Raw genomic sequence first — 21517 nt, 5'->3', positions numbered from 1 at the left:
CATGGCACGAATGAAATTTGTCTGCGACGCCGAGCGCTGTATTGAATGCAACGGTTGCGTCACTGCCTGCAAGAACGAACACGAAGTGCCCTGGGGCGTGAACCGGCGCCGCGTGGTTACCCTCAACGACGGCGTGCCCGGTGAGAAATCGATCTCGGTGGCGTGCATGCACTGCAGTGATGCCCCCTGCATGGCGGTGTGCCCGGTCAACTGCTTTTACCGCACCGATGAGGGTGTGGTGCTGCACGACAAGGACGTGTGCATCGGCTGCGGCTACTGCAGTTACGCCTGCCCGTTTGGCGCGCCGCAGTTCCCCAGCCAAGGTACCTTCGGCGTGCGCGGCAAGATGGACAAGTGCACGTTTTGCGCGGGCGGCCCCGAAGCCAACGGCAGCCAGGCCGAGTTCGAGAAATATGGCCGCAACCGGCTGGCCGAGGGCAAGTTGCCTGCCTGCGCCGAAATGTGCTCGACCAAAGCGCTGCTTGCCGGCGACGGCGATGTGGTGGCCGATATCTTCCGCAACCGGGTGCTGCGCCGTGGCAAGGGCGCTGAAGTGTGGGGCTGGGGCACGGCTTACGGGTCCAAACAGGCAGGCCAACCCGGCGTGGCTGCACCAGAAGGAGCGAAATCATGAAACGCGCCATTTTTTCGGTCGTTCTGGTGGCCGGTCTAATGGCCTGTGGCGACAAACCGCAGGTTCTTGAGAGTAGCAAAAAAGACAGCGCAGCTTTCACCGGTACCGGCCAGCCGTTTGCCAATCAAGACTGGAAACAAGGTGACAAGGCCAGTTGGGAGTCGCATCTAAAAGCCCGCAACCAGTACGGCCAGAACGACTACACCCGAATGAATTGAGCAGGAGGCCGAACATGATCAAAGCCTTTTCAGTCGTTGTCGCAATGGCCCTGTGCTGGAGTGCTGCCGTGGCGCAAACCGCACCAGCAAGCGTTGCCGCACCACCTGCAGTGCCTGCAACCGCCATCTCCGGCATCCAGAGCCAGAACATCCTGGACGTCAAGCCCGATGCCAGCGAAGAACCCGGCTACGCCAGCCAGACCAATGGCGAACGCGCGAAGGTTCAACCCGGCAACAACGCACCCATGTGGCGTCAGGTGAACTCGGGTGTGGCGGGCTACAGCAGCTTGCCAAAATCCGAGGCACCCGAAGCCGGGGTGCTGATCCAGCCCTTCGTGCAATACCCCGGCTCGCGCCTGACCAATGCCGGCGAAGCCTGGCGTCAGGTGCGCAACAACTGGCTGATTCCCTATGGTGGCTCGCTGCTGTTGATCGTGCTGGGTGCGATTGTCCTGTTTCATGTCAAGGTGGGCCCCATCAAGGTCCATGGGGAGCCGACCGGGCGTCTGATTGAACGTTTCTCTGTTTTCGAGCGCTCAGCGCACTGGGCCAATGTGGCGGCTTTTATCACCCTGGCGGTATCCGGGCTGGTGATGGCCTTTGGCAAGTTTTTCCTGCTCCCGGTCATGGGCGCCACCCTGTTTGGCTGGCTGACCTATGTCCTTAAAAATGCGCACAATTTTGCCGGGCCGCTGTTTGCGGTGTCCTTGCTGGTTGTGATCGTCACTTTCATGCGCGACAACCTGCCGGCCAAGGGCGACCTGGCCTGGTTGCTCAAAGGTGGTGGTATTTTTTCGGGCCATGAAATTGACTCGGGCCGCTACAACGCGGGTGAAAAAGTGGTGTTCTGGGGCGGGGTCTTTGTGCTGGGCATCACGGTGGTCGTGTCCGGTCTGGCGATGGACAAGTTGTTGCCCGGCCTCAGCTATGACCGCGGCACCATGCAAATCGCCCACATGGTCCACTCGGTGTCCAATTTGCTGATGCTGGTCATGATGATGGGCCACATTTACCTCGGTACACTGGGAACCAAGGGCGCTTATGAAGGCATGAAGACGGGTTATGTGGACGAAATCTGGGCCGAACAACACCACAAGCTCTGGCTGGATGACATCAAGGCCGGCAGAATCCCGGCGCAGCGCAGCCCTGGTGCCGCCGCATCGGCGCGGGCGGGCAATGCGGTTCAAGCTTGAGAGGTCTGGAGACACTTCTATGACAAAGATGATGAAAACCCTGTGTACTGCCGCCGTGCTGGCCTTGCTGAGCTCAGTGGTGGCTGCCAAGTTGCCAGCGCCGGAACTCTCGGATGAGGCCAAGGCCAAGGCGGCCGAGGCCGCAGCCAAAGCCGCCTGGGCCGGCAAGGTGGAAAGTTTCCTGTTGTGCAAGGCGCAGGATCGGGTGGTGGCGCATTACATGAAGAGCACGGCCAAGGGCGCAGCCCCGGCCAGCGCTTGTGTTGACCCCGGGCCGTTTGTTCCTGCCCCACCGCAGAATTCCTGAACTTGCTGCCCCGTCTTACCCAGGCGCGCGCGCCGCTCACCCGCGAGGTGTTGGTCGTCAACGAGTTTGGCGACACTGATACCGTGTCCGTCCCGGCCGAGCGTGCGCTCACCGTGTACGTGGACAAGCGTGAACTGGTCACGCTCATGACACTGGGTGCGCAACCCGAACTGCTGGTGCTGGGCTTCCTGCGCAACCAGCGGCTGGTGGCCAGCGTGGCCGAGGTTGACTCCATCACCGTGGACTGGGAGGTGGGTGCTGCTGCGGTCAAAACCCGCCAGGGCATTTCAGACATCGAGACGCGCACTGCCAAACGGGTCGTGACCACCGGTTGCGGCCAGGGCAGTGTCTTTGGCGACCTGATGGCCGAGGTGGACCGCCTTACTCTGCCCGCTGCCACGCTTTCGCAAACCGATCTGTACGGCATCGTCAACGCCATCCGGCTGCAGGAAACCACCTACAAATCGTCGGGTTCGGTGCATGGCTGTGCGCTGTTTCATGGCGCAGACATGCTGGTTTTTATCGAAGACGTGGGCCGGCACAACGCCATTGACACGATTGCCGGCTGGATGTGGATGAACCCGGAAGAAAAGATGTCTGGCGCTGACAAGGTTTTTTATACCACCGGGCGCTTGACCAGCGAAATGGTCATCAAATCGGCGCAAATGGGGGTGCCGATCGTGGTGTCGCGCAGTGGCATCACACAAATGGGGCTGGAGGTGGCACAGCGTCTGGGCCTGTGTGCCATTGGGCGGGCCACCAACAAGCGCTTTCTCTGCTACAGCGGGGCCAGTCGCCTGGTGTTGCAGCCCGAACTCGCAGGAACGCGTATTGCGATGCCAACTTAATCAGTTGGGGTCAGAGCACGTCGCGCTGCGAGTGGTCTGACCCGCAAGGTTTCAGAATCGTGCAAACACGCCCGCGGCGTCGGGTTGCTGAGCCCGTCCGGCGCCGCCTTGTCGCCGGGTGCGCTATCGTTGCAGCATGAAGATTTCATTTTTGCAATTGGGCTGGCGCTCCCTCACGCGCGATTTACGCGCCGGTGAGCTACGTTTGTTGATGGTGGCCGTGACGCTGGCGGTGGCGGCGCTCACGGCGGTGAGTTTTTTTGCCGACCGGCTCAAGGGCGGCTTGCAGCGCGATGCGCGCCAGTTGATGGGCGGCGATGCCGTGGTGTCCAGCGACAACCCGATTCCTGAGGCCTTTCTGGCGCAAGTCAGGGCCCTGGGTTTGCAGCAGACCATCAACCTGAGTTTTCCGACCATGGCGCGCGCGCCCGAGCTGGCTGGTGGCAGCATCAAGCTGGTGTCGCTCAAGGTGGTGACCGAGGGCTACCCCCTGCGCGGGCGTATGCGCGTGAGCGAGCAGCCAGCTTCAAACGGGGCCTTGACCAGCGACATCCCCCAGCCCGGTCAGGCCTGGGTCGATGCCGCCTTGCTGGACGCGCTTGAAGTGCCGCTCGGGGGCGATCTGCTGCTGGGTGACAGCACTTTTAAAGTCAACCGCATCATCGTCAATGAACCCGACCGTGGCGCCGGCTTCATGAATTTTGCGCCGAGGGTCATGATCAACCATGCTGATGTGCAGGCGACCGGCCTGATCCAGCCCGCCAGCCGCTTGCGTTACCGCCTGGCGGTGGCGGGCGAGGACCGTGCGGTGCAGATGTTTGTCGACTGGGCGCAAGCGCAGGTCGAGTCGCGCGCCGTGCGCGGCGCCAGGGTGGAGGCGCTGGAGGGCGGCCGCCCCGAACTCAGCACCACGCTGTCGCGGGCTGAAAAGTTCCTGAACCTGGTGGCCCTGCTGGCGGCCCTGCTGAGCGCGGTGGCGGTGGCGCTGGCCGCCCGTGGTTTTGCCGCCAGCCATCTGGACGACTGCGCCATGCTGCGCGTGCTGGGCTTGCCGCAGCGCACCATTGCTGCGGCTTACAGTTTTGAATTTGTGCTGGTCGGCTTGCTGGCCAGCGCCTTGGGCGTGTTGCTGGGTTTTCTGGTGCACTATGGTTTCGTTGCCTTGCTCGCGGGTCTGGTTGAGTCTGGTTTGCCCGCACCGGGCATCTGGCCGGTGCTGTTTGGCCTGGGCATGGGGCTGACGCTGTTGCTGGCCTTTGGCCTGCCGCCTGTGTTGCAGTTGGCGCAGGTGCCGCCGCTGCGCGTGATTCGCCGTGACGTGGGCGGGCTCAAACCAGCTTCCCTCATGGTGCTGGGATTAGGTGTCGCGGGTTTTGCTGCCTTGCTGCTGGCGGCCAGCAGCGACCTCAAGCTCGGTCTGATTGCCGTCGGTGGCTTTGCGGTGGCGACGCTGCTGTTCGCCGGCTTGAGTTGGCTGGCTGTCAAGCTGCTGCGCGCGGTTGTCAACGATGCCACGGCGCCCACGGCCGTGGTGCTGGCCACGCGCCAGATTGCGGCACGCCCGGCGTTTGCCGTGGTGCAAGTCAGCAGTCTGGCGGTGGGCTTGCTGGCGCTGGTGCTGCTGGTGCTGCTGCGCACCGATCTGATCAGCAGCTGGCGTGCGGCCTCGCCGCCCGGCGCGCCCAATCGATTTGTCATCAATGTCATGCCCGAGCAGGGTCCGGCGTTCACGCAGGCCCTGAAAGACGCAGGCGTGGCCCAGTTTGACTGGTTCCCCATGATCCGGGGCCGTCTGGTGTCAGTGAACGGGCGCAACGTAAGCCCCGAGGATTACCCCGATGAGCGCGCCCAGCGCCTGGTGGACCGCGAGTTCAACCTGTCGCACAGTGCCACCCAACCGAACCAGAACGTGGTGGTGGCGGGGCGCTGGCAGGCCAACGAGGCCGGCGCCATCAGCGTTGAGCAAGGTATTGCCGACACCCTGGGCCTCAAGCTTGGCGACACGCTGGGCTTTGACGTGGGTGGTATGCAAACCGTGTCAAAAATCACCTCGCTGCGCAAGGTGGACTGGGCCTCGATGCGGGCCAACTTTTTTGTCATGTACCCGGTCGACAAGCTCGAAGGTGTTCCTGCCACCTACATGAGCGCGTTCAAGGCGCCCGAGACGACCGGTTTTGATGCCGCCCTGGTACGCCAGTTTCCCAACATCACCAGCGTCAACATGACCGCCACCATTGCCCAGATCCAGCGCGTGCTCGACCAGGTGATTGGCGCGGTGGAGTTTTTGTTTGCCTTTGCCCTGGCCGCCGGTCTGGTGGTGCTGTTTGCCGCTGTGACCGCCACGCGCGAGGAGCGCGCCCGTGAATACGCCATCATGCGCGCCGTCGGCGCACGCGCCAGCCTGTTGCGTCAGGTGCAGCGCCTGGAACTGGCTGGCGTGGGTTTGCTGGCTGGCTTTCTGGCCTCCATCGTGGCCAGTGCGGTGGGCTGGGCGCTGGCGCGGTATGTCTTTGAATTTGACTGGGTGGTGTCGCTGTGGGTGCCGGTGCTGGGCGCGCTGGCCGGTGCCGTGCTGGCGTTGGCCGCCGGCTGGTGGGGGCTGCGCGAAGTGCTGAATCGCCCGGTAGTGCAGACGCTGCGCAGCGCGGCGCAGTGATGGCTGCTACTTGATTTGTAGCTTTTGAGCATGATTGACATGTGCCAGAAGCCGATGTCATTAACCTAGTTAGCTCGTGTAAAAATCCACACCTGCACCCTCATGGCTGACCGTGCCCTACTGGCCGCTGCGCACCATCCCGTCATGGCAGCCACTGTTGCCATCTGCACGCCTCGTTGCGCACCGACGATAGTCGCCTCTAGACCGTCTTGGCGTCCGCTACCGTCAGCGGCGCCGTTCCCGACTTGAACATGGATGCCAGCTGCTTGCGCAGCTCTGGCGTGTCGGTATGGCTGTGGATGGCCACCGCATGCTGCACGGCGGCCTCCAGCAGTTCCTGGTCGTTGTCGGCCGACAACGCGACGGTGCAGTTCATGGTGCTGGGGTATTCGCGGCAATCGATGTATTTGCGTGACATGATGTTTCCTTTCAGGGTTGAGCTTCGTCAATCAGGTTGAAAGGTGTCTCGCCGGTTTGGACATCCAGACATGGCCCCACCTTCTGCGCGCGAAGCGGGCGTGCAGATTGTTCCCCTTGACTTCATCCGTGCGGGCGAGCTTGCATCGGACAGGCGCTGTATCTACACTGAATCACAAAAGGACCGCCCACATTGACATCCTGAAGCAGCCATGGCAAAGCATCAATACGCAGCAATGCGTATGCATGATTCTTGAGGAGCAGCAGCATGACCCACCTCACCCGAAACGACTTTGCCAATGCTTTGCAGTTGTTGGCGCGGATTGAGACGCAGGCGGGAAATCTCAACAGCTTTGCGCGCGCAGTGGTAACAGAGCTGGGCGACTATGTGGCCAGCGAATTGACGACGCTCTCGGTTTGCGATTTGTTCACCGGCCACCGCCAGCTGGTCAGCGCACTCTATGGCGACGACTATCGGCGCAGCCGGCTTGAGTATGCGATTGCGATGCCGCTTTTCAGTGATCTGCACACGCTGGTGAGCGTGGTGCTGAACCGGCGCAGACTTGATTTCAGCGAGCGCGACCGTGAGCGGCTCGAATTGGTGCGCCCGCATCTTGCTTTCCTGTATCGCCACGCGCGCAAGGGGGTTGCCACACCGTCTGGCGACAGTGTGCTGCCGAGTCCGGTGCAGGCGCCAGCCGTGAGCCCGTCGGGCCTGACGACGCGCGAAGGCGAGGTGATGTATTGGCTGGCGTGCGGCAAAACCGATGCGGAGATCGCGGCGTTGCTTTCTATCAGTCCACGCACCGTGCAAAAACACCTGGAGCATATCTACGTCAAGTTAGGCGTGGAAACGCGCACCGCCGCGGTGATGCGCTCCGCAACATCGTTGGCTATCAAGAAATAGCTGCTGACGCCCGCGCCTGAAGGCTTGAAATACGGTTTCGTCCAACAAATCATGCTGGTCGTTCGCTATGACTGCTTCCCGTAAAATTTGCGATCAATGAATATTGAAGAGAAACCAGCCTTTGACACCCCGTTCGCGTGGATCGGTGGCGAAGAGCGCGTGCACGCCCTGGTCGAGCGTTTTTATGACCTGATGGACCTGGAGCCGCGTTACGCCGAGTTGCGTGTCGTGCATGGCTCGGTGCTCGACGATGCGCGGCAAAAGTTGTTCTGGTTCCTGTGCGGTTGGCTTGGCGGCCCGCAACACTACACCGACCGTTTTGGCCACCCGCGCCTGAAAGCGCGGCACATGCCGTTCAAGGTCGGCGTGGTCGAGCGCGACCAATGGCTGGCGTGCATGGACCAGGCCATGACCGAGACCGGTGTGCCTTCCGGGTTGCGCGAGCGTCTGAACCAGTCGTTTTTTCAGACGGCGGACTGGATGCGCAATCAGGCGGAAGCGCAAAAAATACCAAATTTTTCTGCGTCCTGAGCAAGAAAACACGAGAAACAGACTTTTTCCTTGCTAGAATACACAGCTCAGCGGCTGTAGCTCAGTTGGATAGAGTATCTGGCTACGAACCAGAGGGTCGTGGGTTCAATTCCTGCCAGCCGCACCAAATGAATCAAGGACTTAGAGTAGAAATGCTCTAAGTCCTTTCTTCTTTCTGGCGTTTGTTTTTGCCATGGTTGCCGTTTTTTGGTTCTATTGGAGATCATTTAAATGACGAATGCGCTGTCCTCAAGGCCCAGAGCTGTCGTTTTACTCAGTGGCGGGCTGGACTCGACAACGGTTCTGGCCATCGCAAAAGAGCAGGGTTTCGAGCCTTATGCACTGAGTTTTCGCTATGGGCAACGCCATATCCAGGAATTGGTTGCTGCTGAATCTGTGGCGCGTTCCCAAGGCGTGGCAAAACATGTCGTGGCGCAAATCGATCTTCGTGAGTTTGGTGGCTCCGCGCTTACGGCAGATATCGCTGTGCCCAAGGGCCGGACTGCCGTTGACATGTCAGGCGGCATACCGGTTACTTATGTTCCGGCTCGAAATACGGTTTTCCTGAGCTTTGCACTGGCCTGGGCTGAAACCCTGGGGGCCTCGGATATCTTTATCGGCGTCAATGCGCTTGACTATTCTGGTTACCCTGACTGTCGTCCGGAGTACATTGCCGCTTACGAAACCATGGCCAACCTGGCGACCAAGGCGGGCGTTGAGGGCCTTCAAAAATTGAAGATACACACGCCACTGATCAGCCTGACCAAGGCGCAAATCGTACAGGAAGGCATGCGTCTGGGGGTCGACTATTCAGAAACCAGCAGTTGTTATGACCCGGCTGAAGATGGCAAGCCTTGCGGTCAATGTGACTCTTGCGTATTGCGCGCGAAAGGCTTTGCCGAAGCCGGTCTGAAAGACCCGCTGTACATGCGTTTCGGGATGGTTTGAAAATGCAAGTCAAGACCCTCTTCAGTGCCTCGGCCGGGTTTGAGGCGGCAAGGCATGTCGACGTCCTGCCGGCAGGCCACCGTTCCCGTCGTTTGCACGGACACAGTTTTCTGGCAACGGTGAGGTGCGCGCCTCCTGCAGGATGGGCACATTTCCCGGGAGGTGAAGTTGACCGGCTCCGAGCCGACCTTGAGTTGGCCATTTCACAACTGGATTACCGTTTGCTCAATGAGCAGCTTGCGCAACCTACCGACGAAAACCTGGCGCGCTGGGTTCGCCAAAACCTGAAGGTTCCCGGGATTGAGCGAATTGGCATCCAAAGCACGGCGCATGAAGGTGTCGATCTTGACCTCGCCGGTAACGCGCATGTTTGGCGGCGATACATTTTCCAGTCAGCGCACCGATTGCCCAATGTGCCTGCAGGACATCAATGCGGGCGCATGCATGGGCATGGGTTTGAGGTCATCGTTCATGCCAATCAGGATCTCGGCAGTCGTGATCTGAGCATTGATTACGACCGGCTTGACGAGGTATGGGCGCCGTTGCAAAGGCAACTTGATTTTGCCTGTTTGAACGACTTGCCAGGCTTACAGAATCCAACCAGCGAAATCTTGTCGAGTTGGTTGTGGGAGCGAATCAAGCCTGAGTTGCCTGAACTTTCCTGGATCACGGTTTTTGAAACGGGTTCGTGCGGCGCCAACTTTGATGGAAAAAATTACCGGATCTGGAAAGAACTGACCCTTGACAGTGCCTTGCAGCTCAAACGTGCGCCCGATGGCAGCCCGTTGCGGCGGATTCATGGGCATACCTACACCCTGCGTCTTCACCTTTCTGCGCCGTTGGATCAGGTGATGGGCTGGACGGTCGACTTCGGGGACGTGAAAGAGCTGTTCAATCCCATTTTCAAGTCTTTGGACCATCGTCCATTGCATGAGATCCCAGACCTTGCTGATTGCGACACTGCCAGTATTGCCGCATGGATACTCCAAAAGGCGCGCATCCAACTCCCCCAACTCGACCGTGTGGATCTTTACGAAACACGAGGTTGCGGCGCCATCGTTGCTGTGGGCGGTGAGGGGCCGGCATTGCCGTTGTGACTTATGACATACACCGTCAAAGAAATTTATTACACCTTGCAAGGCGAGGGCGGCCAAGCGGGTCGCGCGGCTGTTTTTTGCAGATTCACGGGTTGCAACTTGTGGACGGGGCGCGAAGAGGACCGGTCTAAAGCGGTCTGCCAATTTTGTGACACCGACTTTATTGGAACGGATGGTCCCGGCGGAGGGAAGTTTGCATCCGCTGAAGTGCTGGCGCAGGCGGTCCTCAAGCATTGGCCCGCAGGCAGGGGAGGCAAACCACTGGTTGTTTTTACCGGGGGTGAACCGCTACTGCAACTGGATCAAGCCTTGGTTGACGCGCTGCATGCAGCAGGCTTTGAGATCGCCGTTGAAACCAATGGCACACAGCCAGCGCCGCAAGGGCTCGACTGGATCTGTGTCAGCCCCAAGGCCGATGCCGAGCTGGTGCTGCAGCGCGGCACAGAACTCAAGTTGGTGTTCCCACAACCCAGTGCCATGCCGGAACGCTTTGCTGATCTCGACTTCCAGCACTTCTTCCTCCAGCCCATGGATGGGCTGGAAGGCAAAAAGAATACGCAGAAGGCGATCGAATACTGCTTGCAGCACCCCCAGTGGCGCTTGAGCATCCAAACCCATAAGGTCATCGGCATTGCCTGACTGGAAAATAAAGCGTGTTCTTTTAGACCGCTTTCGACGCCATCAGCAGCACCACCAGGGCGCCCGCGCCGCCATCTGCCGGTTTGGCCTGCACAAAGGCCAGTACCTCGTTTTTCTGCACCAGCCAGCTGTGGACGCGGCTTTTTAAAACCGGAGCCTTACCGGGTGAGCCCAGACCTTTGCCGTGCACCACGCGCACACAGCGAATGCCTTGTTTGTGCGCTTCGCGGATAAAAAGGCTCACGGCTTCGCGGGCGTCGTCGCGGCGCAGGCCGTGCAGGTCGATCTGGCGCTGGATGCTCCAGTCGCCGCGGCGCAGCTTGCGCGTCACATCCGGGCCGATGCCGGGGCGGCGAAAGCTCAGGTGTTCGTCGCATTCGAGCAATGTTGAGACATCAAATTCGTCGCTGATGGCTTCTTTTAAAACTGCTTTTTCATCGCGCTGGTATTGCATGGCAGGCGGGATTTTTGGCGCTGGTTTGTGATGCAGCTTGCGCTTGTCGGGCAGCGGTTTGACGGCACCCGCCGCCCGGATGAACAAGTCCTTGTCGCTGGCGGCTTGCTGGACTGCCTTGACCTGCTGGCTCGCCTGCAGGATGCGTTGTTGGGCTTGTTCGGCGATGGCGCGCTTGACCACCTTGAGGTCGCCCAGGGCCTTGACCTTGACTGGCTTCACAGCAAGCCCCGCTCGGCCATCGACAGCGCCTCGCCCGGGGCCACGATGACGTGGTCGAGCACGCGCACGTCGATCAGGGCCAAGGTGGTTTTCAGGGTTTGCGTCAGCATTTCGTCGGCCCGTGATGGTTGCACCGAGCCGCTGGGGTGGTTGTGCGACAGCACCACGGCGGCGGCCTGGTGGTGCAGGGCGCGCAGCACCACCTCGCGTGGATAGACGCTGGTCTGGCTCAGGGTGCCACGAAACAGCTCTTCCATCGCCAGCAACCGGTTTTGCACGTCCAGAAAAAGGACGGCAAACATTTCGTAGGGGCGTGCCGCCAGATGCAACTGCAGGTAGTGCTTGACCGCATCTGGTGTGGCAAAAACGGTTCGCTCCTGCAGCCGCTGCGTCAGGGCACGGCGCGCCAGCTCCAGTACCGCCAAAAGCTCGGAACGTTTGGCCGGACCCAGTCCCTTGACCGGCTTGAGGTCGTCCGCGGTGGCGTTGAGCAGGCCGGCAATGCCATCAAAGCCATTCTGGCCGTCGGCGCCAGGCCGGATGTCGAGCAACTCCCGGGCCAGTTGAAACACACCTTTGCCCTTGATGCCGGTGCGCAGCAGCAGCGCCAGCAACTCCACGTCACTTAAGGCGCCAGGGCCGCGAGCCAGCATTTTTTCACGCGGACGGGCATCGGGGGGCAGGTCTTTGAGGGGCATGGTGTGGGCTTTTACAATGTCACCCAGTTTATGCCAGCGCCCCGAGGATTTTGACCTGGGGGTTATTGCAGGACATGATCGGCCCACCTACATCGCGACACTGACGCACAGGATTTTCATGACAAGCACTTGTTCCACGATTCAACCCGGCTCTTTTTTGACCCTGCACTACCGTCTGAGCGGTCCAGCCGGTGATGTGGTCAATACCTTTGCCTCCGCGCCTGCCACGCTCACCCTGGGCACGGGTGAACTCGCACCAGCGGTCGAAGCACGCCTGATCGGGCTGGCCGAGGGCACCCGCACCACCATCGAATTGTCGGCGGGCGAAGCTTTTGGCCCGCGCAGCCCCGACATGCTGCAGTGGATGGCGCGCAAGGAGCTCACTGATCTGGGGGCGGCCGATGAAACCTACGCCGTGGGGGATGTGGTCAAGTTTGTGACACCTGACGGCCAAGGCGAATTTGCCGGTGTGATTGTGGATTTTCGCAGTGATGACAAGGGTGAGGCGGTACGGTTTGACTTCAACCACCCGCTGGCGGGGCACCCGGTGACGTTTGAAGTACAGGTGATCGGGGTGTTATGAACATGAATGCAGGCGTTGAGGTTCTGTTGGCCGAGCCACGCGGCTTTTGCGCCGGCGTGGACCGCGCCATTGAGATTGTGGAGCGTGCGCTGGCCAAGTTTGGCGCCCCCATTTATGTGCGCCATGAGATCGTGCACAACACCTATGTGGTGAACGACCTGAAGGCCAAGGGTGCCATTTTTATTGAAGAGCTTGATGATGTGCCAGCGGGTGCCACGCTGGTTTTTTCTGCCCATGGCGTGAGTCGGGCGGTGCAACAGGAAGCCGCTGCGCGTGGTTTCCAGATTTTTGATGCCACTTGTCCGCTGGTGACCAAGGTGCATGTGGAAGTGGCCAAGCTGGCCAAAGAGGGGTACGAGTTCATCATGATCGGCCACAAGGGCCACCCCGAGGTGGAAGGCACCATGGGCCAGTTGGACAGCGGTATTCATCTGGTGGAAGATGTGGCCGATGTGGCATGCATTCAGCCGGCGCAGACCGCCAAACTGGCCGTGGTCACGCAAACCACCCTCAGCGTCGATGACGCAGCGGCCATTGCGACGGCTATCAAGACCCGTTTTTCGAATGTGCGCGAGCCCAAGCAGCAGGACATTTGCTACGCCACACAAAACCGCCAGGATGCCGTCAAGCTGATGAGCCCGCAGGTCGATGTGGTGGTGGTGGTGGGCAGTCCAACAAGCTCCAACAGCAATCGCCTGGCCGAGGTGGCGCGCAAGCTGGGCACGCCCGGCTACATGGTTGACAGCGCCGACGAACTGCAGCCGCAGTGGTTTGAGGGCTGCAGCCGGGTCGGCTTGACCGCCGGTGCTTCGGCGCCCGAGATTTTGGTAACCCAGGTGATTGAACGCCTGAAAGCGCTGGGCGCTGTGTCTGTTCAGCGCATGGCCGGTGATCCCGAGAGCGTCAAGTTCCCGCTGCCCAAGGGCCTGCGCCTGAACCAGAATGAAGAAGACCAAGCAAAAGAATAGCTGTCATTGCGCGGCTCGCAATGACAGCGCCCCCACCCAACCCAATTTTTAAATCATGCTAGACATTACCCTGCTGCGCAAAGACCTGGCCCAAGTGGTGGCCCGGCTGGAAACCCGCAAAACCCCGCAAGCCTTTCTCGACGTGACCGCTTTCACCCTGCTTGAGATCGAGCGCAAAACTATCCAGATTCGCACCGAGGCGCTGCAAGCCCAGCGCAACACGTCGAGCAAGCAAATCGGTCAACTCAAGGCCAAAGGTCCGGCGGGCGCCGCCGAGGTGGACGTGGTGATGGCACAGGTGGCGGGCATCAAGGACGAGCTCGACGCATCGGCCAGGCGGCTGGACCAGATTCAGGCCGAGATGCAAACCCTGCTACTGGCCGTGCCCAACCTGCCGCACGACAGCGTGCCGGTGGGTGCCGATGAACATGGCAACGTGGTGGCGCGCACCTGGGGTACGCCCAGAACCTTCGACTTCGACATCAAGGACCATGTGGATGTTGGCACGCCGCTGGGACTGGATTTTGAAATGGGCGTCAAGCTCACCGGCGCGCGTTTTACCGTGATGAAGGGCACGGTGGCCCGCCTGCACCGTGCCCTGGCGCAGTTCATGCTGGATGTGCAGACCCAGGAGCACGGCTACACCGAGTGCTACACGCCCTACATCGTCAACGGTGAAACGCTCAAAGGCACCGGCCAGCTGCCCAAGTTCGAGGGCGACCTGTTTGCTGCCAAAAAAGGTGGTCAGGAGGGCGAGGAACAGCCCGACAACACCGCGCTCTACCTGATCCCCACCGCCGAGGTACCGCTGACCAACTTCGTGCGCGATGTGGTGCTGGCTGAAAGCGAACTGCCGCTCATGCTGACCGGCCATACGCCTTGCTTCAGGTCCGAGGCGGGCAGCGCCGGACGCGACACCCGCGGTCTGATCCGCCAGCACCAGTTTGACAAGGTTGAGATGGTGCAGATCGTGCATCCCGACAAAAGCTATGAAGCGCTGGAGGTCATGACCGGCCACGCCGAAGCCATCTTGCAAAAACTCGGTTTGCCCTACCGCGTGATGAGTCTGTGTACCGGCGACATGGGCTTTGGCGCCAGCAAAACCTACGACCTTGAGGTCTGGCTGCCGGCGCAAAATACCTACCGCGAGATCAGCTCGGTGTCCAACTGCGAAGCTTTCCAGGCGCGCCGTCTGCAGGCTCGTTTCAAGAACACGCAGGGCAAGAACGAGCTGGTGCACACGCTCAACGGTTCTGGCCTGGCGGTGGGTCGCACGCTGGTGGCGGTACTGGAAAACTACCAGAACGCCGATGGTTCGGTGACCGTGCCCGAGGTCTTGTGGCCTTACCTGGGTGGCCTGCAAAGCCTGCGGGCCTGAGGTCAAAATGATCGTCATTGCGAACGCAGTGACCTCCTGCTTTTATGCCTAGCCCGCAACTCATCTGCCTGATCGGTGCCGAGTGCACCGGCAAATATACCTTGGCGCAAGCCCTGGCGGCGCATTTTGGTGGACTCTGGGTGCCCGAATATTTGCGCGCATTTTGTGAAAAAAATGGCCGCACGCCCAGGATGGACGAGCAGGCGGGCATCATGCGGGCCCAGTTTGAGCAGGAAGAACAAGTGGTCACTCAGGCCCGGCAAGCAGGCTGCGCTTATGTGTTTTGCGACAGCCCACCGCTGCTCACGGCCGTCTACAGCGACCATTATTTTTCGGACCGGTCACTTTTTGACTGCGCCCATGCCCTGCACGCGCGTTATGCGCTGACGCTGGTGTTGTGCCCGGACATGGCCCGGTTGCCCGATGGCCTGCAGCGCGAAGCCGTGCGCGCCGCCGTCCACAGCCAGGTGCAACACGTGCTGCAAGCCATGCATGTGCCCCATATTGAAGTGGGGGGTCAGGATGACGCACGCTTGCAGGCTGCGATTCTGGCGGTGGAGACGCTCACCCGCTGAAAAAATAATGAGGTCAGAGTCCAATAAATTCTGGCTTCCCTCGTTTTTGGGTTTGTTGGCAGCAACATAGAATCACAACGCCTGCCGTTTTTCGTGCGGCAAAGGACGTGGAGGTGTCAGATTGACGAATAGCATCGGGAAAGAAAATACCAAAAAAGCCTTGACCAGCCAGACTTTGCTGCGTGGCCTCGACGTGGTTGAAGCCGTTGCCGACGGGCCGCTCAGTATTTCCGACATCGCACAAAAAACCGGTATCACTTACGGCACGGCGCACCGGATCGTGTCGGTGCTGCTGCAGCGCCATTATCTGAAACCAGATGGCGGCAAGGGCTATTCCTTGGGCCGAAAAGTCCTGGAACTGGGCTTCATGGCTTTCCATCAAACCGGACTGACGCGGATTTCCCACCCTTTCCTGGAACAACTGGCACGCGACACGCTGGATACCGTGCATCTGGCACGCATCGAGGGGGACTCTGTTATCTATCTGGACAAGATCTCCAGCCAGCGCTCATTGGAAATCAGCTCGCGTATCGGTGGGCGCAAACCGCTCATTTCGACTGGCGTGGGCAAGGCGCTGATGCTGGACTGGACCGAAAAAGAATGGGCAGAGCTGTATCACCGGGATGCGCCCCTGTTGCGTGAAGAAACAACGCTGGCGCAATGGTTGGGCTTGATGCGTGGCTATGCACAGGGCGGCTATACCTTTGACCTTGGCGAAGACGTACACGCCATTCGCTGTGTCGCTGCCCCCTTGCGTGATGGCAGCCGCAAGATTGTGGCCGCCATCAGTGTTTCCAGTACCCTGGAGTACATGGATGCCGAGCGCATGCATGCCTTGATTCCCGTGGTCAAGGGTGTGGCCGCGCAAATCAGCGCCGAGTTGGGAATGCGTGCCTGAAGACGGGCTGCCGGCACATCAGGATGACGCGGCTGCCAGGTTTTTGACTTACAGTATTTTTCCGGGATTCAGGATATTGCCCGGATCCATGGCGTTTTTCAGGACTTTCATCAGCGCCATTTCTGCCGGACTGCGGCTATGGCCAAGCCACTGTTTCTTGTGCAAGCCAATGCCATGCTCGGCCGACACCGAGCCGGAGAAGTCACGAATGATGGTATAGAACGCCTCTTCCACCTGGTGTTCCGTGACGCCGTCTTGCGGGATGGGGCCGACCACCGCATGGATGTTGCCATCTCCCACATGACCAAAGAAAACGACTTTCAAGTGTGTGAAACGCGCCGTCATGACTGCCATGAGTTTTTCAACGCAGTTTCCAATTCTGGAAATCGGCACGGACAGGTCGAAATTGATGGTTGGTGCGTTGACTTGCAGCATCTCCGACACCGAGTCACGCAAGGCCCAGAAGTCTTGCGTTTCGGCATGTGATTGCGCTATGGCGGCATCCACGACCCAGCCTTGCGCCATGGCCTCTTCCAGCATGGCCTGAAAACGCGCCGCCTCGGTTGCGGGTGTCGCCCCCTGCATGTCCAGCAACACATAAACCGGATGGTGGGCGGGCAGTGGCGCCCGGGTGCCTGGAACTGCTATGGCGGCGCGGTAAAAATCAGGCCACATGACTTCAAAAGCACTGACCTGGCCCGAGAGGGATTGCTGGGCATGGCGCAGGAATTGCACCACGGCATCAAAATCGGTCAGGGCGACCAGCGCCGTGTTGGCACCGGACACCCCCGGGTGCAGCCGCAGCACGGCCTGGGTAATGACACCCAGCGTGCCTTCACTACCAATGAACAAATGCTTCAGGTCGGGGCCCGCATTGTTCTTGACCATCTGGTTCAACATGGACAGCACCGTGCCATCGGCCAGCACCACCTCCAGACCCAGTACCAATTCCCGCGCCATGCCATAACGGATCACGCGATTGCCACCCGCATTGGTTGAGAGGTTGCCGCCAATCTGGCAAGAGCCGCGCGCTCCCAGATCAAGCGCGTAAATAAATCCTGCTTGCTGTGCTGCTTCCTGGATGACTTGCAGGGGTGTGCCGGCGAGCACGGTCATGGTGGCCGAGCCGGTGTCGATGGCGGTAATGCCACTCATGCGCTCCAGCGACAAGACCACGCTGCCCTGGCTTGGAACCGCACCGCCAGCCAGGCCTGTCAGGCCACCTTGTGGCGTCACGGCTTGCCCATGGGCATGGCAGATGCGCAGAACCTGTGCCACTTGCTGCGTGTTGCGTGGCCGCACCAGCGCCAGCGGCGTGCCACCGCGTTCATCGCTCCAGTCTTTCAGGTATTTCGGACTGATCTGGTCGCCGGTGAGAACTTCGGTTGCCCCAAGTTCCTGTTGGAGAGCCACCACCACCGGGGCAGTGGGGGCGGTCGGCGTCGAGTCGGCAGGGGGGGTCAGATGGGAGGTCATAAGTATAGCTTTCTGGTGATTAATTTGCACATGTTGAAAGAAGGTTTTAATAGTTGACAGAATTTTAGACCAGCAACTAAAATTCTGTCGATGAAATCATCAACCAGCATGATTCACCTTTAGCCAATTTCACAACCCTGGAGTCAATCAAAATGATTTTTAAATCACCTCAACAGCTGTCGCGCCGCGTTGCCATGGTGCTCGGCCTCTGTGCCTTCTCTTTTGGCATGTCAAGCCCGGCAATGGCTGCTGACAACATCGTGCTCAAGGTAGGGCATGCCGCTACGGCCACCAATACCGGCCACCTTGCCCTGGAGTTTCTGGGCAAGGAACTGAAGGACAAGACCAAGGGTCGTGTCAGCATGGAAATCTTTCCGAACTCGCAACTGGGCAGCGAACGTGAACTGATCGAAAGCATTCAGTTGGGCAATGTCGACATGGCATTTGTTTCCTCCGCCTTGCTGGGCAACTTCAACAAGCAATTTTTTGCGATGGACATTCCTTTCATGTTCAAGGACCGTTCGAGTGTTTACCGCGTGCTGGATGGCGAAATCGGTCAGGGTCTGCTCGGCAGCCTGAGCAAGGTCGGCATTCAGGGCGTGGGTTACTGGGAAAACGGTTTCCGCCAGTTGACCAACAGCAAAAAAGTCATCAAGAGCCCCGAAGATTTGAAGGGCATGAAGATGCGCACCATGGAAAACGAGGTGCACATCGCCGCCTGGAAAGCCATTGGCTCCAACCCCGCACCGTTGGCTTTTGGTGAACTGTTCACCGCGCTGCAACAAGGCACTTTTGACGCGCAGGAAGGCCCAATCAATCTGTTCTATGACATGAAGTTCCAGGAAGTCCAGAAGTTCATCACAAAGACAAACCACGTCTACTCGCCGTTTGTGGTCTTGATGAACCCGGCCGTGTACAAACGCTTCAGCGAAGAAGACAAGAAAATCTTTGCCACCGCATTCAACAATGCCAAGACTTACCAGCGTGACCTGGCCCAGAAGGCAGATGCCAAGGCCGAAGCCGCCATGCCCAAAGTGACCTTCACCACCCTGACCCCGCAAGAGTTCGCCAAGTTCTCGGAAAAGATGGGCCCGATCTATGACCAGGTGAAGAAAAAAGTAGGCCCGGAAATCGTTGACAAGATCCTCGCTGAAGTCAACAAGAAGTAATTTCGTTTCATCGCTTCTTCATGTCCGGATGCGTCGCGGCAAGCTGTTTGCTGCGACGCCTGACGGGTCAAGGAAATCACATGTTCAAAATCATTGACAACAATCTGGAAGAAGTGCTTCTGGTGTTTCTGCTGTCGCTCATGTCCGTGCTCATTGGTGTGCAGATCGTCATGCGCTACGTGGTGGGGGAGTCCCTGACCTGGTCAGAGGAGCTGGCCCGCTATTGCTTCATTTGGGCCACGTACATCGGCGTGAGTTACGCCGTCAAGGTGGGCGCCCACATCCGCGTGGATGCCGTCACGAACATGTTGCCAGTCTCGACCCGGCGTTACGTGAACCTGTTCTCGTATTTCATGTTCATCGTCTTTGCGGCGCTGGTCATGAAGGAAGGTTACGCCTTGACCGCCAAAATCTTCAGTTTTGGCCAGGAGTCGTCGGCCTTGGGACTGCCCATGGGTTATGTCTACATGGCTCCCACGGTAGGTTTTGGCTTGGTGGTCTTTCGAATTCTCCAGAAGATGTTTGAAGAAGTACAAATGATTCGCAAGGGAGATCAAGCATGATTTCACTTTTGCTTTTTGGGCTTTTTGTCGTCCTGATGCTGACCAGCGTTCCAATTGCCATTTCCCTGGGACTGGCGGCCACCGGGGCACTGTTATACAGCGGCAAGGTGAGCAGCAGCTTCATCGCCCAAGGCCTGGTCACCTCAATTGACTCATTTCCCCTGATGGCGGTGCCGTTCTTTATCCTGGCTGGCGACCTGATGGGCCATGGCGGCCTGTCCAAGCGTTTGCTCAATGTCGGCAATGTTCTTTTTGGCCGCTTCACCGGTGGTCTGGCCATCATCGCCGTAGTGACCTGCATGTTCTTTGCAGCCATTTCCGGCTCGGGTCCAGCCACCGTGGCCGCTGTCGGCACTATTCTGTTGCCTGCCATGACGCGCGACGGTTATCCCAAGGGTTTCTCGATCGGCCTGGTCGCGTCTGCCGGTTGCATGGGCATCATCATTCCGCCCAGTATCCCGATGGTGATCTACGCCACCTCTTCCAACGTGTCAATCAGCGAAATGTTCCTGGCTGGTGTCATCCCCGGGCTGTTGATTGGCCTGTCCTTGATTCTGGTGGCCTACTACAAATCGAAAAAGAACAACTACCGTGGCGCGCACAAAAAATATACGGGCAGGGAGATCATGGCGGCAATCAATGATGCCAAGTGGGCGCTGTTGGTGCCGGCCATCATTCTGGGCGGCATTTATGGCGGTGTCTTCACGCCAACCGAAGCCGCCGCCGTGGGCGTGATTTACGGCTTCATCGTCGGCGTCTTCGTCTACAAGGAACTCCAGTTCAAGGACTTGTACAAAATCATTGCCGGTTCGGCGCTGACCTCGGCCTCCGTCATGATCATCGTGGGTACCGCCACCATCTTCGGGCGCGTGCTGGCCATTGAGCGCATTCCGGTCATGATTGCCGAGTCCATTGTGCAACTGACGGACAGCCCCATGTTCATCTTGCTGCTGATCAACCTGCTGCTGTTGTTTGTCGGCATGTTCATGGAAACGCTGGCGGCCATCATCATCCTGACGCCCATCCTGTTGCCGGTGGTAGTGGCTGTGGGCGTAGACCCGGTGCACTTCGGCATTGTGATGATTGTCAATTTGGCCATTGGCCTGGTGACACCGCCTGTCGGCGTGAACCTGTTTGTAGGGGCCAGGGTCGGGGGATCGACGCTGGAAATCGTCTCCAGGGGTAGTTTCCCCTTCCTGATCGCGATGTTCGTCGTGCTCATCCTGCTGACCTACGTGCCATCGCTGACGCTGTTCCTCCCCAATCTGATGGGCATGTAAGGCCAGGGCCAGAACACACCCTTTAACCAATTTAATCTATAGGACAAACCATGTCTCAAAAAATCAAATGCGCCCTGATCGGCCCTGGCAACATTGGCACCGACCTGCTGGCCAAACTGCAACGCAGCCCGGTGCTGGAGCCGGTGTGGATGGTCGGCATCGACCCCGAATCCGACGGCTTGAAACGCGCCCGCGAAATGGGCATCAAAACCACCTCTGACGGCGTTGACGGCCTGGTGCCGCACATGAAAGCCGACGCCGTGCAAATCGTCTTCGATGCCACCAGCGCCTACGTGCACGCCGACAACAGCCGCAAAGTCAACGCCCAGGGCGCCTTGATGATCGACCTCACCCCGGCGGCCATCGGCCCCTTCTGCGTGCCCCCGGTCAACCTCATCGAACACGTCGGCAAAGGCGAAATGAACGTCAACATGGTCACCTGCGGTGGCCAGGCCACCATCCCGATGGTGGCCGCCATCAGCCGCGTACAGCCCGTGGCCTACGGCGAAATCGTCGCCACCGTGGCCAGCAAATCGGCCGGCCCCGGCACCCGCAAGAACATCGACGAATTCACCCGCACCACCGCCAGCGCGGTGGAAAAAGTCGGTGGTGCAAAAAAAGGCAAGGCCATCATCATCCTGAACCCGGCCGAGCCCCCGCTCATCATGCGCGACACCGTGCACTGCCTGACTGAAGCTGAGCCCGATCAGGCCAAGATCACCGAATCGATCCACGCCATGATCAAGGAAGTACAAAAGTACGTGCCCGGCTACAAACTGGTCAACGGCCCGGTCTTTGACGGCAAGCGCGTCTCGGTCTTCCTGGAAGTCGAAGGCCTGGGCGACTACCTGCCCAAAT

Annotated in this window: 24 protein-coding genes and 1 tRNA gene; 21 read left to right on the top strand and 4 right to left on the bottom strand. The window is 59.4% G+C overall.

The genetic code is table 11. From position 1 onward, the window contains the following. Position 1: 1 nt before the first annotated feature. From fdh3B to NDJ10_RS06940, 6 genes are all read left to right on the top strand, one after another. On the top strand, positions 2–634 hold the full coding sequence (gene fdh3B, locus NDJ10_RS06965; RefSeq protein ID WP_296160508.1) for a formate dehydrogenase FDH3 subunit beta: 633 nt from the start codon (positions 2–4) through the stop codon (positions 632–634). Beyond that, a complete protein-coding gene (locus NDJ10_RS06960; RefSeq protein ID WP_296160507.1) occupies positions 631–852 on the top strand; it encodes a hypothetical protein in 222 nt (73 codons plus the stop codon). The genes fdh3B and NDJ10_RS06960 overlap by 4 nt, the downstream gene beginning before the upstream one ends. A 14-nt stretch (positions 853–866) precedes the next feature. Then, complete coding sequence (locus tag NDJ10_RS06955; protein WP_296160505.1) at positions 867–2045, top strand: formate dehydrogenase subunit gamma; 1179 nt, start codon at positions 867–869, stop codon at positions 2043–2045. 31 nt (positions 2046–2076) lie between these two features. After that, a complete protein-coding gene (locus NDJ10_RS06950; RefSeq protein ID WP_296160746.1) occupies positions 2077–2352 on the top strand; it encodes a hypothetical protein in 276 nt (91 codons plus the stop codon). 2 nt (positions 2353–2354) lie between these two features. Next, complete coding sequence (locus NDJ10_RS06945; protein WP_296160504.1) at positions 2355–3200, top strand: formate dehydrogenase accessory sulfurtransferase FdhD; 846 nt, start codon at positions 2355–2357, stop codon at positions 3198–3200. 136 nt (positions 3201–3336) lie between these two features. After that, positions 3337–5856, top strand: a complete 2520-nt coding sequence (locus tag NDJ10_RS06940; protein WP_296160503.1) for an FtsX-like permease family protein — start codon at positions 3337–3339, stop codon at positions 5854–5856. Between the two features lie 199 nt (positions 5857–6055). Here the strand turns inward: NDJ10_RS06940 and NDJ10_RS06935 are convergent, their stop codons facing one another. Continuing rightward, the gene (locus NDJ10_RS06935) at positions 6056–6274 is read right to left on the bottom strand and encodes a DUF1059 domain-containing protein (protein WP_296160502.1); all 219 of its coding nucleotides are present in this window, start codon (positions 6272–6274) and stop codon (positions 6056–6058) included. Between the two features lie 267 nt (positions 6275–6541). On the opposite strand from NDJ10_RS06935, the gene NDJ10_RS15265 reads away from it, so the two are divergent. From NDJ10_RS15265 to queE, 6 genes are all read left to right on the top strand, one after another. After that, positions 6542–7180, top strand: coding sequence for a helix-turn-helix transcriptional regulator (locus tag NDJ10_RS15265; protein WP_363318689.1), 639 nt, complete (start codon positions 6542–6544; stop codon positions 7178–7180). Positions 7181–7276: 96 nt separating this feature from the next. Next, a complete protein-coding gene (locus NDJ10_RS06925; RefSeq protein ID WP_296160501.1) occupies positions 7277–7711 on the top strand; it encodes a group II truncated hemoglobin in 435 nt (144 codons plus the stop codon). 50 nt (positions 7712–7761) lie between these two features. Next, positions 7762–7838 (top strand) — tRNA-Arg (locus NDJ10_RS06920). A gap of 104 nt (positions 7839–7942) precedes the next feature. After that, a complete protein-coding gene (queC, locus tag NDJ10_RS06915; protein WP_296160500.1) occupies positions 7943–8659 on the top strand; it encodes a 7-cyano-7-deazaguanine synthase QueC in 717 nt (238 codons plus the stop codon). Between the two features lie 2 nt (positions 8660–8661). Continuing rightward, positions 8662–9756, top strand: a complete 1095-nt coding sequence (locus NDJ10_RS06910) for a 6-carboxytetrahydropterin synthase (protein ID WP_296160499.1) — start codon at positions 8662–8664, stop codon at positions 9754–9756. Between the two features lie 3 nt (positions 9757–9759). Further along, positions 9760–10395 carry a 7-carboxy-7-deazaguanine synthase gene (gene queE, locus NDJ10_RS06905; RefSeq protein ID WP_296160498.1) on the top strand — a complete coding sequence of 212 codons (636 nt, stop codon included), beginning with the start codon at positions 9760–9762 and terminating at the stop codon, positions 10393–10395. Positions 10396–10417: 22 nt separating this feature from the next. Here the strand turns inward: queE and NDJ10_RS06900 are convergent, their stop codons facing one another. Then, a complete protein-coding gene (locus NDJ10_RS06900; protein WP_296160497.1) occupies positions 10418–11071 on the bottom strand; it encodes a Smr/MutS family protein in 654 nt (217 codons plus the stop codon). Next, positions 11068–11769 carry a DNA repair protein RadC gene (gene radC / locus NDJ10_RS06895; protein WP_296160496.1) on the bottom strand — a complete coding sequence of 234 codons (702 nt, stop codon included), beginning with the start codon at positions 11767–11769 and terminating at the stop codon, positions 11068–11070. The genes NDJ10_RS06900 and radC overlap by 4 nt, the downstream gene beginning before the upstream one ends. Before the next feature lie 118 nt (positions 11770–11887). Here radC and NDJ10_RS06890 point away from each other — a divergent pair, with 118 nt between their 5' ends. The 5 genes from NDJ10_RS06890 to NDJ10_RS06870 all read left to right on the top strand — a co-directional run bounded on the left by NDJ10_RS06890 (position 11888) and on the right by NDJ10_RS06870 (position 16171). Further along, positions 11888–12352: an FKBP-type peptidyl-prolyl cis-trans isomerase gene (locus tag NDJ10_RS06890; protein WP_296160495.1), complete on the top strand. Its 465-nt coding sequence runs from the start codon at positions 11888–11890 to the stop codon at positions 12350–12352. 2 nt (positions 12353–12354) lie between these two features. Beyond that, a complete protein-coding gene (ispH, locus tag NDJ10_RS06885) occupies positions 12355–13320 on the top strand; it encodes a 4-hydroxy-3-methylbut-2-enyl diphosphate reductase (RefSeq protein WP_296160744.1) in 966 nt (321 codons plus the stop codon). Between the two features lie 55 nt (positions 13321–13375). Further along, positions 13376–14698, top strand: coding sequence for a serine--tRNA ligase (serS, locus tag NDJ10_RS06880; RefSeq protein ID WP_296160494.1), 1323 nt, complete (start codon positions 13376–13378; stop codon positions 14696–14698). 44 nt (positions 14699–14742) lie between these two features. Further along, on the top strand, positions 14743–15273 hold the full coding sequence (locus NDJ10_RS06875; protein WP_296160493.1) for an ATP-binding protein: 531 nt from the start codon (positions 14743–14745) through the stop codon (positions 15271–15273). A 121-nt stretch (positions 15274–15394) separates the two neighbouring features. Continuing rightward, the gene (locus NDJ10_RS06870; protein WP_296160492.1) at positions 15395–16171 is read left to right on the top strand and encodes an IclR family transcriptional regulator; all 777 of its coding nucleotides are present in this window, start codon (positions 15395–15397) and stop codon (positions 16169–16171) included. A gap of 48 nt (positions 16172–16219) precedes the next feature. Here the strand turns inward: NDJ10_RS06870 and NDJ10_RS06865 are convergent, their stop codons facing one another. After that, on the bottom strand, positions 16220–17647 hold the full coding sequence (locus NDJ10_RS06865; RefSeq protein ID WP_296160491.1) for an FAD-binding oxidoreductase: 1428 nt from the start codon (positions 17645–17647) through the stop codon (positions 16220–16222). Between the two features lie 152 nt (positions 17648–17799). Between NDJ10_RS06865 and NDJ10_RS06860 the strand changes: the two genes are divergently transcribed. From NDJ10_RS06860 to NDJ10_RS06845, 4 genes are all read left to right on the top strand, one after another. Continuing rightward, complete coding sequence (locus tag NDJ10_RS06860; RefSeq protein WP_296160490.1) at positions 17800–18816, top strand: TRAP transporter substrate-binding protein; 1017 nt, start codon at positions 17800–17802, stop codon at positions 18814–18816. 80 nt (positions 18817–18896) lie between these two features. Next, a complete protein-coding gene (locus NDJ10_RS06855; protein ID WP_296160489.1) occupies positions 18897–19379 on the top strand; it encodes a TRAP transporter small permease in 483 nt (160 codons plus the stop codon). Further along, positions 19376–20659, top strand: a complete 1284-nt coding sequence (locus NDJ10_RS06850) for a TRAP transporter large permease (RefSeq protein ID WP_296160488.1) — start codon at positions 19376–19378, stop codon at positions 20657–20659. The genes NDJ10_RS06855 and NDJ10_RS06850 overlap by 4 nt, the downstream gene beginning before the upstream one ends. 50 nt (positions 20660–20709) lie before the next feature. After that, positions 20710–21517 (top strand): acetaldehyde dehydrogenase (acetylating) (locus NDJ10_RS06845; protein WP_296160487.1); only part of this gene is annotated, 808 nt, incomplete at its 3' end.

Source organism: Rhodoferax sp., assembly GCF_023700745.1.
Lineage (GTDB): Bacteria > Pseudomonadota > Gammaproteobacteria > Burkholderiales > Burkholderiaceae_C > Rhodoferax.
The sequence above is the reverse complement of the archived record's forward strand: the minus strand, read 5'-3'. Positions and strand labels throughout refer to the sequence as shown.

What these genes read in the sequence shown, in the direction of transcription:
- fdh3B (WP_296160508.1), top strand. Translation starts at nt 2, where the DNA reads ATGGCACGAATGAAATTTGTCTGCGACGCCGAGCGCTGTATTGAATGC.
- NDJ10_RS06960 (WP_296160507.1), top strand. Translation starts at nt 631, where the DNA reads ATGAAACGCGCCATTTTTTCGGTCGTTCTGGTGGCCGGTCTAATGGCC.
- NDJ10_RS06955 (WP_296160505.1), top strand. Translation starts at nt 867, where the DNA reads ATGATCAAAGCCTTTTCAGTCGTTGTCGCAATGGCCCTGTGCTGGAGT.
- NDJ10_RS06950 (WP_296160746.1), top strand. Translation starts at nt 2,077, where the DNA reads ATGAAAACCCTGTGTACTGCCGCCGTGCTGGCCTTGCTGAGCTCAGTG.
- NDJ10_RS06940 (WP_296160503.1), top strand. Translation starts at nt 3,337, where the DNA reads ATGAAGATTTCATTTTTGCAATTGGGCTGGCGCTCCCTCACGCGCGAT.
- NDJ10_RS06935 (WP_296160502.1), bottom strand. Translation starts at nt 6,274, where the DNA reads ATGTCACGCAAATACATCGATTGCCGCGAATACCCCAGCACCATGAAC.
- NDJ10_RS15265 (WP_363318689.1), top strand. Translation starts at nt 6,542, where the DNA reads ATGACCCACCTCACCCGAAACGACTTTGCCAATGCTTTGCAGTTGTTG.
- NDJ10_RS06925 (WP_296160501.1), top strand. Translation starts at nt 7,277, where the DNA reads ATGAATATTGAAGAGAAACCAGCCTTTGACACCCCGTTCGCGTGGATC.
- queC (WP_296160500.1), top strand. Translation starts at nt 7,943, where the DNA reads ATGACGAATGCGCTGTCCTCAAGGCCCAGAGCTGTCGTTTTACTCAGT.
- NDJ10_RS06910 (WP_296160499.1), top strand. Translation starts at nt 8,662, where the DNA reads ATGCAAGTCAAGACCCTCTTCAGTGCCTCGGCCGGGTTTGAGGCGGCA.
- queE (WP_296160498.1), top strand. Translation starts at nt 9,760, where the DNA reads ATGACATACACCGTCAAAGAAATTTATTACACCTTGCAAGGCGAGGGC.
- radC (WP_296160496.1), bottom strand. Translation starts at nt 11,769, where the DNA reads ATGCCCCTCAAAGACCTGCCCCCCGATGCCCGTCCGCGTGAAAAAATG.
- NDJ10_RS06890 (WP_296160495.1), top strand. Translation starts at nt 11,888, where the DNA reads ATGACAAGCACTTGTTCCACGATTCAACCCGGCTCTTTTTTGACCCTG.
- ispH (WP_296160744.1), top strand. Translation starts at nt 12,355, where the DNA reads ATGAATGCAGGCGTTGAGGTTCTGTTGGCCGAGCCACGCGGCTTTTGC.
- serS (WP_296160494.1), top strand. Translation starts at nt 13,376, where the DNA reads ATGCTAGACATTACCCTGCTGCGCAAAGACCTGGCCCAAGTGGTGGCC.
- NDJ10_RS06875 (WP_296160493.1), top strand. Translation starts at nt 14,743, where the DNA reads ATGCCTAGCCCGCAACTCATCTGCCTGATCGGTGCCGAGTGCACCGGC.
- NDJ10_RS06865 (WP_296160491.1), bottom strand. Translation starts at nt 17,647, where the DNA reads ATGACCTCCCATCTGACCCCCCCTGCCGACTCGACGCCGACCGCCCCC.
- NDJ10_RS06860 (WP_296160490.1), top strand. Translation starts at nt 17,800, where the DNA reads ATGATTTTTAAATCACCTCAACAGCTGTCGCGCCGCGTTGCCATGGTG.
- NDJ10_RS06855 (WP_296160489.1), top strand. Translation starts at nt 18,897, where the DNA reads ATGTTCAAAATCATTGACAACAATCTGGAAGAAGTGCTTCTGGTGTTT.
- NDJ10_RS06850 (WP_296160488.1), top strand. Translation starts at nt 19,376, where the DNA reads ATGATTTCACTTTTGCTTTTTGGGCTTTTTGTCGTCCTGATGCTGACC.